10 protein-coding genes and 1 riboswitch are annotated in these 12,277 nt (G+C 44.0%); of the genes, 6 read left to right on the top strand and 4 right to left on the bottom strand.

The window, feature by feature from the left end:
* Positions 1 to 25: 25 nt before the first annotated feature.
* From ACK1LH_RS01650 to ACK1LH_RS01660, 3 genes are read right to left on the bottom strand one after another with little or no spacing between them, the layout of a single operon-like run.
* Positions 26 to 1,288 carry an ABC transporter substrate-binding protein gene (locus ACK1LH_RS01650; RefSeq protein WP_203289409.1) on the bottom strand — a complete coding sequence of 421 codons (1,263 nt, stop codon included), beginning with the start codon at positions 1,286 to 1,288 and terminating at the stop codon, positions 26 to 28.
* Positions 1,285 to 2,430, bottom strand: a complete 1,146-nt coding sequence (locus ACK1LH_RS01655) for a response regulator (RefSeq protein WP_411334315.1) — start codon at positions 2,428 to 2,430, stop codon at positions 1,285 to 1,287. The genes ACK1LH_RS01650 and ACK1LH_RS01655 overlap by 4 nt, the downstream gene beginning before the upstream one ends.
* Before the next feature lie 5 nt (positions 2,431 to 2,435).
* Complete coding sequence (locus ACK1LH_RS01660) at positions 2,436 to 4,190, bottom strand: sensor histidine kinase (protein ID WP_203289411.1); 1,755 nt, start codon at positions 4,188 to 4,190, stop codon at positions 2,436 to 2,438.
* Between the two features lie 328 nt (positions 4,191 to 4,518).
* On the opposite strand from ACK1LH_RS01660, the gene ACK1LH_RS01665 reads away from it, so the two are divergent.
* The gene (locus ACK1LH_RS01665) at positions 4,519 to 5,568 is read left to right on the top strand and encodes an NAD(P)/FAD-dependent oxidoreductase (RefSeq protein WP_411334316.1); all 1,050 of its coding nucleotides are present in this window, start codon (positions 4,519 to 4,521) and stop codon (positions 5,566 to 5,568) included.
* 139 nt (positions 5,569 to 5,707) lie between these two features.
* Here ACK1LH_RS01665 and ACK1LH_RS01670 read toward each other — a convergent pair whose 3' ends face one another.
* Positions 5,708 to 6,286 carry a LysE family translocator gene (locus ACK1LH_RS01670; protein WP_029286139.1) on the bottom strand — a complete coding sequence of 193 codons (579 nt, stop codon included), beginning with the start codon at positions 6,284 to 6,286 and terminating at the stop codon, positions 5,708 to 5,710.
* Positions 6,287 to 6,418: 132 nt separating this feature from the next.
* On the opposite strand from ACK1LH_RS01670, the gene ACK1LH_RS01675 reads away from it, so the two are divergent.
* The 5 genes from ACK1LH_RS01675 (at position 6,419) to ACK1LH_RS01695 (ending at position 12,137) form a co-directional block, all read left to right on the top strand.
* Complete coding sequence (locus tag ACK1LH_RS01675) at positions 6,419 to 7,339, top strand: LysR family transcriptional regulator (protein WP_203289413.1); 921 nt, start codon at positions 6,419 to 6,421, stop codon at positions 7,337 to 7,339.
* Positions 7,340 to 7,378: 39 nt separating this feature from the next.
* On the top strand, positions 7,379 to 7,540 hold the full coding sequence (locus ACK1LH_RS01680; protein WP_203290410.1) for a hypothetical protein: 162 nt from the start codon (positions 7,379 to 7,381) through the stop codon (positions 7,538 to 7,540).
* 234 nt (positions 7,541 to 7,774) lie between these two features.
* On the top strand, positions 7,775 to 8,737 hold the full coding sequence (locus ACK1LH_RS01685; RefSeq protein WP_411334317.1) for an AAA family ATPase: 963 nt from the start codon (positions 7,775 to 7,777) through the stop codon (positions 8,735 to 8,737).
* The gene (locus ACK1LH_RS01690) at positions 8,737 to 9,957 is read left to right on the top strand and encodes a DUF58 domain-containing protein (RefSeq protein WP_411334318.1); all 1,221 of its coding nucleotides are present in this window, start codon (positions 8,737 to 8,739) and stop codon (positions 9,955 to 9,957) included. The genes ACK1LH_RS01685 and ACK1LH_RS01690 overlap by 1 nt, the downstream gene beginning before the upstream one ends.
* Complete coding sequence (locus tag ACK1LH_RS01695) at positions 9,954 to 12,137, top strand: DUF3488 and DUF4129 domain-containing transglutaminase family protein (RefSeq protein ID WP_411334319.1); 2,184 nt, start codon at positions 9,954 to 9,956, stop codon at positions 12,135 to 12,137. Before ACK1LH_RS01690 ends, ACK1LH_RS01695 begins: the two co-directional genes overlap by 4 nt.
* Before the next feature lie 30 nt (positions 12,138 to 12,167).
* Positions 12,168 to 12,269: riboswitch (purine riboswitch) on the top strand.
* Positions 12,270 to 12,277 lie beyond the last annotated feature (8 nt).

The following is a 12,277-nucleotide window of genomic DNA, read 5'->3' on the forward strand; positions in this document are numbered from 1 at the left end:
TACCGCCTCTCCTTGAGCGGTATGCCTATTCCTCTGAAAACCTTTCCCACGATTTCTGGTATTCGTTCAGCAGCTGTTTTCTGTTCAGCTGTCTGCCAACGTAAAGCTGGGTGGCTTCACCGAATTCCTCTCGGATCCCAACCGGGAAATGAAACCAGTTGGATGGAAGCGCTCTTCCTTGTTTATAGGTTTGCAGGGTTTCTTCTGCAAGAGGGCCGAGGTTTTCTGCTTTAATATGATGGAAGGCGGGAATAAATTTAAACTCATCGGTCATGTACCTCTTGCCTACTTCTGATGAGACCATCCAGTTCAAAAACTTTTTAGCTTCTTTTTTCTTTTCGGGACTGGACTGTTTGCTGACGGCCCAATAGTTTGGAACACTGACAACGAGAGATTCCTTCACTGGTCTGTCGTTAATCGGAATGGGCATAAAGCCGATGTCCATGTCCGGTGCAGCCTGATCAATCATCGGCTGAATCCAGTTTCCCTGCTGAATGATAGCTGCTTTGCCTGACGTGAAAAGGTCGACTTCCATTGCATAATCTGTTGTAAGCGGGTTGTCATTTCCGTACTGAAGAGTGAGGTCGAGCAGGTTCAGCAAGTCCTCGAAGTTTTGATTTGTGCTGATTTTTTCTTTTCCGCTGTTCAGGTTATGAATAAATGCTTCGGTGTTTTCCTGCTGGGCAAAAGCGATATTCATGAGGTGATCACCGAGCTTCCAGTCCTCATAATAGCCGGTTGCAAATGGAGTAATCCCAGCTTTTTTCAGTTTTTCCGCTGCAGCTCTCAGTTCAGATAATGTTTCAGGAAGTCCCGCAATCCCTGCTTTTTTGAAAAGGTCCTTGTTATAGATAAACCCATATCCCTCAAGGTTGACGGGCATGCCGTACACCTTTCCATTCCGTTTCATTGGAACGAGAGCCTCGGGGTAGACGTTATTCACCCAAGGTTCGTTGGATAAATCCTCAAGATAGTCCTGCCACAGCCTGGCATTTTCATAGCCGGTGTTAGTGAAAATATCCGGTCCGCTGCCGGCTGCCATTTCCGCTTTTAAATCTGAAAGATCATCCATGGCGCCCCCAACCGTATGCACGCGAATCTCAACATGAGGATTCTCGCGCTCATAAGCCCGCGTCATTTGTTCGAACTGGGTGGAAACCTCTATTTTTGGATTCCGCAGATCAAGTGTAATCTTTTCCTCTTTCACGTTCTGTTTATCCGGCGCAGCATCGTTCGTGCATGCAGTAAGCAGCAGAATGATTCCAATAAAACCAATAACCTTTTTCATTCCACCGCTTCCTTTCTGAATTCAAACGGTGTCACTCCCACCACTTTTTTAAACAGCTTGGAAAAATAGATTTCATCCTGAAACCCTAGCATAGTAGAGATGGAGTAGATGGTTTTATCTGTTTCCCGCAGCCAGGTTTTTGCCTGTTTGATCCTCAGATCCGTCATATACTTTGAAAGGGTCATTCCGGTTTCCTGTTTGAATTTCCGAGAGATATGCTCCCGGCTTAAAAAGAAAACATTCGACAGCTTTTCAAGGCTTAAATCCTCCATATAATAGGTATCCACATAGGACACGATATCTTCCATACGGCGAGCAGCATCCAGTTCATCAAGCCGGTGAATCGATCTGAATTCCTGATTCTCAAGTTTTGTCAGAAGCTCCTGAAAAGAGGATCTGATGTGTGCAAGGGATATGGCTGACTCACCCTCGACAAGTCTTACAGGGATGTCAAACTCTGAGCTGATCCATTCTTCCGCTGACAGCCACTGGTTCCGGACGGTGATCACCAGACAGAGATTTAGGTCTGTCTGCAGGTAAAAGGCATTTCCCATTCTGCGGTTCATAAGTTCCTCTGACAGCTTTTGAACATAGGGCTCCGGATGATGCATCTGATAAAAAGAAAGCAGAGTCAGCTCATAGTCATCTGCTTCAGGAAGAAACTCGGCCAGACTTTCTGCGTCAGACCTGTCGCCGTGACAGATGGATGTTGCAACCTGATTTCTTCGAAGTTTTTTCGCATCTTCCAGCACTTCGGCATGCTGAAAATCATCTTTCCAGGCCTGAACGGATTTTTCAAGCGTATGATTAAACGCATCATACTCAATGGGCTTCAGCAGATAATCGAAGCTGCTGTGCTGGATGGCCTTGCGCATATAGGAATAGTCATTATAGCCGGTAATAAAAACGACCTTCCCCGGATATGAAATGGAATGGAGCCATTCTATCAGTTCCATGCCAGACATCCCTGGCATTTTGATATCAGTAAAAATCAGCTCGGGTTTTTCTTTTTCAATCCACTTTTTGGCTTCCTTGCCGTTGCCTGCCTCAAGCAGTTCTGTAATTCCGTGCTTTTCCCATTCGCCCAGATGACGAATGACATCCCGCACATTAAACTCATCGTCAACAATCAGTGCCTTCACCTTGTTCAGCTCCCTTCTCCTGAGACCGGTATTTTCATCCGGACCGAAAATCCTTTTCCGTCAATTGAATCAACATGCAGCTGTGCACCTGGTCCATACCTGAGCAGGAGCCTGTCACGAATGTTTTTCAATCCGATATGTTCGTTTGAATAAGTTCCTTCAAACGGCGGCGTATAAATGTTGTCCTGCAATGTCTTAAGCTGGCCTGCTGTCAGTCCGGGTCCGTCATTTTCAACCAGAAAATCAAGATGTCCATCCTGAATGGAACCTTTGATGAGCAAATGGGCACTGCTGAACCCTTCTTCATACGTGTGTTTAAAAAAGTTCTCGGCAAGAGGCTGCAGAATCATGCTCGGAATCGTCATGTCCAAGATGGACTCCTCCATCTCAATTGTATAGCTCACTGAATCACCGAACCGTTCGGACTGCAGCGCCAGGTATGCTTTTGTATAATCCACCTCGTCCCGCACCAGCACCCACTGGTCTGCCTGAAGGGAGTAGCGCATCATTCTCGACAGTGAGGTGATCAGCTGATATACCTTAGGAGCCTTGGACCTAAGGGCAACCGCTCCAATTGACTGCAGGGCATTAAACAGGAAATGGGGGTTAATCTGTGATTTCAGCGCCATGAACTGATTCTTTCTGTTCTCAATCTCGAGCTTATATTCCCGGTCAATATGCGTGTTGATCCTGTTCATCATATCTTTCATGTGAGACTCCAAGTGGCCAATCTCATCATCTCTGCTGTCATCAAACGGAACATTTTCGTTTCCGCCTTCAATAGAGCGGACCTTTTGGCTCAGGCTTGCAATCGGGCGGGTAATCCGGTTTGAAATAACCGCAATCATTAAAAGACCGAGCAGCCCCACACCGATCCCGACGATAATATTTGTATAGGCTGTTTTCCTGACATCTTCATATAAAGCCTGACTGGAAGATTTTTTAATCAGCTGCCAGCCTTTTAAAGATCCAGACAGCTCCTTAGAGAGAATAATATCCTGGTTGTTCCCTTTAGAACGTTCTCCATTTGAGAGAACTTCGCCAATCAGGGATTTGTCATTTGAATACATGACCCGGTTCTTTGAATCAAGCAGCAAAACAGAAGACTCATTGCCCTGTACAAGGTTATTGCAAATGCGCGCGTACTCTCCCATGTCGATATCAATCGTGATAACTCCGAGAAATTTCTTGGAGAGGACATCCGTTATTTTGTGATGAAACGTCAGCACCACTGTTTTATCAGATTCTGGGACAATTGCAGCGTTGTTGTAATTCAAAAGCGGGCGGGGCGGATCAATGATGTAATTCAGATCAGATGCATACAGTTCTTTCACCGGACTCTGCTCGAGAAAATCCGGCTGGTATCTGCGCGTGCTGATCATGGCGTTATAAAGCGTAAACGATTCTTTATTTTTATCAATATAGAAACGCATTTGTCTGATTTCCTTTCTCATCAGATAAAAGGTTTCGAGACTTTTTTCCATTGTTTTCGGGCTGAAGTAGATAGAATCTTCAAATCCATTGTTGAAGATCCTGAACAGGTCAGGATTACGGTAAAGGAGTGAAGGGAAGTCGATCATCTCCTCAAAATACTGTTCGAGGTCCTCCGCATTTTTTTGAAGCTGCTCCCGGCTGTTTTCAAGCTCGTACTGTTCAACACTGCTTTTTGTGTATGTATAGATGAAAAAAACAGATAGAAAATACGGCAGTACAATGAATACCAGCAGCATCAGCAGCAGGCGGTTTTGTATGCTTTTCACACGGGACGCTCCTTTCACTGGACGTTCTTTTCTGCATCCTAAAATCATATCAGACCCTCACTTTGGGTCAATCATGCCAAAGGATGATATGAAAAAGGCGTTATATCCTCCTATTTTCTGCAGGAAGGTTCAGGATTATGTTCCCGTTTCCTCACGCAAGGCAAACAAAAAAGGCTGAATATGAGTTCAGTTTTATGTATGGAGACCTCAAATTTTTTAACAGACGTCAGCTTGTCAAAAGAAAGAATTCAGAGTATATTTAATTGAGAATGATAATCAATCGTAATTACATAATTACTAATAGATGATTAATAAAGGGGATGGCGTCGTGAAGAAACACGAACTGTTTGATGTAACAGTCATCGGAGGAGGTCCGGCGGGGCTGTATTCCGCTTTTTACAGCGGGCTCAGGGAAATGAAAACGAAAATTATTGAATTTCAGCCGATGCTTGGCGGAAAGGTTCACGTATATCCGGAAAAGATGATCTGGGATATAGGCGGAATGACTCCCATTACAGGTGCAAAATTAATTGAACAGCTTGTTAAGCAGGGGCTGACGTTTCAGCCTGAGGTCGTGCTGAGTGAGAAAATCGTGTCCATTTCAAAGAATGAAGAGGGAATCTTCGTATTGAAAGCAGCATCAGGCCGCACACATTTCTCCAAAACGGTTATCGCGGCAGTTGGAGGAGGCATATTGAATCCTCAGAAACTCGAAATTGAAGGGGCAGAGAGATTTGAAGTATCAAACCTGAATTACACGATTAAATCGTTAAAGCGCTTTAAAGACAAGACGGTCATTATTTCAGGGGGCGGGAATTCAGCGATAGACTGGGCGCTTGAACTGGAGCCGGTAGCAAAGAGCGTCTATGTTGTGTACCGAAAGGATGCGCTAAAAGGCCATGAAGCACAAGTATCCCAGCTGATGAACAGCAGAGCGGAGTGCCTTTTCCATACATCGATTACAAAACTCCTCGCTTCTGATGATCACGAACGAATCGAGAAGGTAGAACTGACGAATCATCAAACAGGAGATACCTTCTTCCTCGAAGTAGATGAAGTTGTCATTAACCATGGATACGAAAGGGATGCGGCCCTGTTGCAAAACAGCAGCCTGAACATAGCCCTTGCTGAGGAATTTTATATTGCCGGGAACCAATCAAGCGAATCATCTGTAGAAGGTCTTTATGCAGCGGGAGATATTCTCATGCATGAAGGCAAACTGCATCTGATTGCGGGAGCTTTTCAGGATGCAGCAAACGCCGTGAACAAGGCAAAGCAGTACATACAGCCGGGAGCGCAAAAAGCAGCAATGGTTTCTTCTCATAATGAGGTGTTTAAAGAGCGGAACAGAGAATTAGTTAAAGAGATGATGAGATAGCTGAATAATAGAGAGGGCTCATCTCTCTTGATTTATGAAACAGTAATATATATAAAGCAATGCGTTTTATGGGGGGGGGATTGCATTGCTTTATGTATTTTCAAGAACGATTGTATATTTTTTTTGAATATGGAACGTTTCAAGTAAAAATACTTGCCGCCGAATATACCAACAATAAACTCATGATCACTCGAAAGAACTTGTCATATTCAGAAAAGAATTTTTTGAACATTGAACCGAACCCAGACCACAATAAAAGTGCTGTCCACCCTAGAAGAATAGACAGAGATAAGTAAAAACCTATTGCTTCATATGATGAATAGTACGGTAATACAAAAATACTCATAACGGTTAAAAAGAACAAAATGCTTTTGATATTTATTAGCTGGAAGATAAACCCTGATAAAAAAGAAGATCTCTCGATGCTGGAATCTTCCCCCGAGCCTTTTCGGAAGCCCACCCTCCATGCCAAGTAGAGTAAATATGCCGCACCAGCTGCTTTAAAATACGGCTCTACTAAAGGTATCGAATCGTATAAGCTTGTAGTAAATACTCCGCTTAAAAGACCTAATAATGCAAATCCTGCCAATATTCCGCTGTTGAATTTCCATGATTTTATAAAACCGAATTTCCGTCCTTCATTCATCATTAAAATATTGCTTGGACCTGGTGTAACTGAAGTAATAATTACATAGGAAAGAAACGCTGCTATATTCATAAATCCACCCTCGTTTTCTAATTTACTATTGAACAGTCTTTATTGTAAGATGACATTGATGATAAATAAAATCGAAATTGTTATTTTCATTATCATTTTTTTCGATAATATTTTCAGGTAAGGAGAAACGTTATGGAAATCAGACACCTAGTAACATTTATGACGATTGTGGAAATAGGAAGTTATACAGCCGCTGCTTCTAAGCTAGGCTATACGCAATCCACAATTACTGCACATATACAATCGCTTGAACAAGAAATTGGAGGAGAGTTATTTACTTATGTAAAAAGGAAACTGCAGCTTACTCATACAGGCAGGGAACTGATCCCCCTAGCCGAAGATCTACTGGCTACTCATGAACAAATAAAAAATATGCGGGGTGCCAATGAATTTGGGGGAGTTTTAAAAGTGGCTGCTCCGGAATCACTGACTATTTCAAGGCTGTCCCCAATTATTAGAGAGTTCACTTTAAAATATCCTCATGTCAGACTTATACTTAGCAACGGTACATGCGGGCAAAACCAAATTGACTTGATGACAGGACGGGCAGATGTCGCCTTTATGGTCTATCCGGAATTCAAACCGGAGAAATGCTATCATTATCCATTGCTTGAGGAGAAAATTGTCCTTGTGGGCAGCAATAATAGCCTGGACCATTTTGACCAGTACAAAAGAAACCAAACCAACCATTTTTTTATCACAAATGAAGAAGGCTGCAGTTACAGGTCGATGTTTGAAAAATATCTCTTGAAACGTGATCTATACAACTTTCAAATAATGGAATTATGGAGTATAGAAGCTATTAAAAAGATTGTTATGAGTGGGATTGGCTTTTCTGTATTGCCTTACATTACTGTTAAAGAAGAAATAGAAAGGGGAGAATTGAAAATCATTCATCACAATGAAAAGTTTGATCAAATTTATTCTCATATGCTGATAAAAAGGAAAAAATGGCTGTCTCCAGCAGTAAAAGCATTTGTTGAGCTTGTTTTAAATTCAACCAATGAAACGGATAAAGGTGTTCAAAATAAAATCGTGGAATTAACCAATTGATTATAAAACTGACAAATAATTAATAGAGTGCTGAATACAGTGCGATATCAGTTGGAAATGGAAATGACATTCTTAGATGTGGTCACACAGCTCGGACAAAACAAAGCAAATGCCATAGAGGCTCTTTGCGGCGTTTCCCAGAAAGTGACGTCTAATATGGGAATCCTGGGAGAGCAGGTTGATCGCGGGACTGTAAACTAAAAGCATAATACGAAAGTCGCCTCCATCCTGTGAAGCGGCTTTTTTAAATTATGGATAAAATCATAGCTCACATGAATCTGCTGTGAATGTGCTCACTTTTGATTTGAGGAAAAGGTTTCGTGATATTGTTAAGAAAAGATTAAATGTGTAAAAAGAAACAGGAATTTGTCGTTTTATTTCGAATGTGTATAGAGTTAAGCAGCATGCCCGATAAATGGTCCTAGGAGGATGAGAATGGCTCAAAATGATATGATGCATCCGAAATTAAGCAAAGTGATTGAAAATATAGAGCGTGTCATGGTCGGGAAGCGCGATGTCGCTGTACTCAGCCTTGTGGCAATTCTTGCGGAAGGACATGTTCTGCTTGAAGATGTGCCGGGAGTCGGAAAAACGATGATGGTCAGATCCCTTGCAAGATCTGTGGGAGCGGATTTTAAGAGAATCCAGTTCACGCCTGACTTGCTTCCTTCTGATGTCACAGGTGTTTCCATTTACAACCCGAAAACCCTGGAATTCGAATACCGTCCGGGTCCGATCATGGGCAACATTGTCCTTGGGGATGAAATCAACCGGACATCCCCTAAAACGCAGTCTGCTCTCCTGGAAGGAATGGAGGAGGCCAATGTAACGGTTGACGGGGTGACGAAATCACTCGGCAAGCCGTTTTTCGTAATGGCTACACAGAACCCTATTGAGTATGAAGGCACGTACCCTCTGCCTGAAGCACAGCTGGACCGGTTCCTTTTCAAAATCAGGATGGGATACCCATCTGCAGGTGAAGAGCTTGAGATCCTGAACCTTGCGGAGAAAGAACGTCCGATTCACACTCTTGAACCTGTCATCACAAAAGAAGAACTTGTTAAGTTGCAGGGTGAAATTCAAACCGTGTATGTGGACGAAACGGTTAAACGGTATATTATTGACCTCGTCACAAAAACACGCAAACATCCGTCCGTTTATTTAGGAGCAAGTCCCCGCGGGTCCATCGCCCTCATGAAAGCCGCGCAGGCATATGCCTTTTTATACGGCCGTGATTATGTGATTCCGGATGATATCCAGTTCCTTGCTCCTTACACCCTTCCTCACCGGATGATCCTCAAGTCCGAAGCGAAATACGAAGGAAAGTCTGCCGGACAGCTGCTGACTGAAATCATTTCCAGGACGCCAGTTCCTGTGCAAAGGTCGATGAGCCGTTAATGAAAAGTTTTTTTCTGAAAATCCGGTATGTCTGGAAGCTTGTCAGTCTGTTGTTTTTCACGGCGGTTACCTTTGCATATGCGATGTTTCAGGGGGGATTTGTCAGCTGGTTTCTTTTTTACAGCTTTCTCCCCATTTCCCTGTATTCACTGCTCGTTGCCCTCTACCCGCTGCGGACGTTTGAGGTCACAAGGGCCATTAATCAGGAGCAGTTTTCAGTGGGGGAAAAGCTGATCGGGACAATAACAATTGAGCGTGCCTTCCCGTTTCCCTTGTTTTACTTGGTGGTGGAGGATGTACTGCCGGAAAAACTCTCAAAACTTATGGAGATGCAGGAGCCGAAAAAGCTGCTGTATCCATGGTTTAAAAAGAAAATCATCATGAGCTACGAATTAAGCCGGATGCCAAGGGGAGAACACCGGTTTACACAGGTCCGGGTAAGAACCGGCGACTTGTTCGGACTGATTGATAAAGAAGTGACATTTGATGCCGAAAACTACTTTCTCGTCTATCCGCATTCTGTTGATTTATCCTACAGACAGAATGAAAAACAGTTTGAGCAGGGGGCAGCGAGCTCAAAAGCGAAGTTCTGGCAGGACACGACTATGGCTATCGGCATAAGGGATTACCAGCCGGGAGACAGGTTCTCCTGGATTGACTGGAAATCAACTGCAAGACGCGACCGCATTATGACAAAGGAATTTGAACAGATGCAGAGTCACGATGTTGTAGTGATGATGGACCGCACGCCATCAGATGTATTTGAGGAAATCGTCACGTTCTCGGCATCCCTTGCTAAATCAATCATCAAAAGCGGTGCCAAACTCGGATTTGTTTCCATCGGCAGCGAAAAGTCCATTTTTTCCATTGGGGAGACGGAACAGCATTTGCAGCAGATCTACTACCACCTTGCAAAAACGGACTGCGACAGCGGGACATCGTTTGCGGAAATTGCAGAAACGGAGCTTCCTGTCTGGCAATCTAAAAATGCGACCCCTCTGCTTGTTACATCCGCCTTATCTCTTGATTTGGTCAGAAAGCTTGAACGCCTGGGATCGCGCAGCCATGCGACGCTCGTCTTTCTTGTGAAAAAAGAGGGTGAACGGATAACAAGTGAAGAAAAAGTGATGATGGACCGGCTGATCAAACGGAAAATCATAACAAAAGCCGTCGGAGCGGGACGGTTTGAAGAAGCCTTTAAAGAGGTGAGCATGCTGTGAGTGAACAATTTGAAAGACAGACAGCGATTTTCATCTACTATGCCTTTGCCTTTCTTTTATTATGGGAGTGGCTAAGACCCCTTCAGGACTTTACCGAAACAGGAAACACCCTTGTGTTTGTACTCTTTATAGGCATCAGCTTCTTTTTCATTTCAATTGGAGCCAAATGGTACACCGCTGCTGCTGTAAAAATCGTCTATATTCTGTTTGTGCAGCATCTTTTGTTTTTTGAAGGCTCTCTTTTGAATCCTTCATGGATAGGGACGTTTATAAATGACATACGAGATAATATTGCTCTTATGATGAATGCGTCCTGGATGGACATAACCTCTCCGTTCAGGACCCTGCTGTTTTTTGTCCTGCTGTGGCTGCTGGTGTACCTGATCAATTATTGGATCGTTGTCCAGAAGCGCATCATGTTCTTTTTTATCATAACTCTTGTGTATGTCACCGTTCTTGATACGTTCACGGAGTACGATGCAAGCATCGCCATTGTAAGAATTGTCGTGGTCGGCTTTGTGCTGATTGGACTTTTATATCTGGAGAGACTGCGCATTCTTGAGCGGATTAAGAGGGAGCGCTATATGACAGTCAAGTGGGTTCTGCCGCTTAGTGCCTTGATCGGTTCTGCCGTTTTTGTCGGAATCCTTGCCCCGAAAGCGGAGCCGCAGTGGCCGGACCCGGTTCCTTATCTGACGGCTTACGGCAGTCAGGATGAAGGACCGAACGGCGGTGTCAATAAAATTGGATACGGCCCGAATGATGAACAGCTCGGCGGTTCTTTTGTAGCTGACAATACCCCTGTTTTCACCGCAGTTGCTGAAGACCGTCACTACTGGAAAGTGGAGACAAAAGATGTTTATACGGGAAAGGGATGGGAACTGTCAGATCCTGAAGCGGATAATGTGCAGATGGATCCAGATGAAATCACGGTCCTTTCTACAGAAGAAGGGACAGAGACCGTTCCGATGACAGCCAGTGTGGAAATTGACCGAAGGTACAGATATGATCACATCATTTACCCTGCAGGCGTGCAGTCTGTCAGTCTCCCTGAGAATGCCATTCTCGATGTGAACCCGGTTTCTGAACAGATGAGACCGCGCATTTCAGAAGACAGAGGCTACTTTCCGCCCGGCTCCTACGAAACAGCATACAATTTTCCTAATTTTAAAATTGACGAACTGCGGAAAGTCACGTCAAATGAAGGACTCTCAGAAGAGGAGATTGCCCGGTATACACAGCTGCCTGAAGAGCTTCCGCAGCGTGTTCGCGATCTTGCACTCAGTCTGACTGAGAGCAACGGCAATTACTACGATAAGGCAAAATCAATCGAGACGTATTTGGGCGGTTCACAGTTTTCCTATGAAACAACAGACGTAGCAGTTCCAAGAGGGGAAGAGGATTACGTTGACCAGTTCCTTTTTGAGACGTTTAAAGGCTACTGTGATAACTTCTCCACTTCCATGATCGTTCTGCTTCGTGCTGCGGATATTCCTGCACGCTGGGTGAAGGGCTATTCAGACGGTTCCTTCGTCCAGAGCCTTGGAGGCAGCAAAAAAGAGTATACAGTGACAAACAATAATGCCCACTCCTGGGTGGAAGTTTATTTCAGCGGCATCGGCTGGGTGCCGTTTGAGCCTACGAAAAGCTTTACAAACCCATATGATTTTACGTTTAATCTGAATCCTTCCGAAACGCCTGAAGCAGAAACGCCTGAACAGAGAGAACTAGAGCGGGAGCCTGTTCCTGAAGAAAACCAGACGGAGAATTCAGGCAGCACATCAAAAAATCCACTTCCGTTTAACATTCAGATTGGCAGTACTGCTTTTTACATCATACTGGCAGCAGCTGCGGTCATTGCGTTCGTTCTATATAAAACAAGATTAAGATGGATGCCGTACGTGATCCTGTTCAGGTATAAGCACCGTAAGGACGAAAAGGTCTACGGCGAGGCCTACAATGCCCTTCTTAAACAGCTTGAACGATACGGTCTGAAGCGTCAGGACGGACAGACCCTGCGTGATTATGCCCGCTATATCGACTCGTTTTTCGATATGCGGGATATGACTCAGCTGACGGCCAGCTATGAGAAATCGCTGTACAGGGGAGACAGTTCGAAAGAAGAATGGATAAAATCGATAAAGTTGTGGGAAAATTTAATTAAAAAGATAGCATCTTGACCGAATTGCGGGAGATTGTTAGAATAGGGAAAATTAATAGTACTTACCCTTCATATATCCTCGATAATATGGTTCGAGAGTCTCTACCGGATTGCCGCAAATAATCTGACTATGAAGGCAGAATATACACCTGTAAAAGC

Source organism: Metabacillus indicus (assembly GCF_046603695.1).
GTDB classification, from domain to species: Bacteria; Bacillota; Bacilli; order Bacillales; family Bacillaceae; genus Bacillus_P; species Bacillus_P indicus.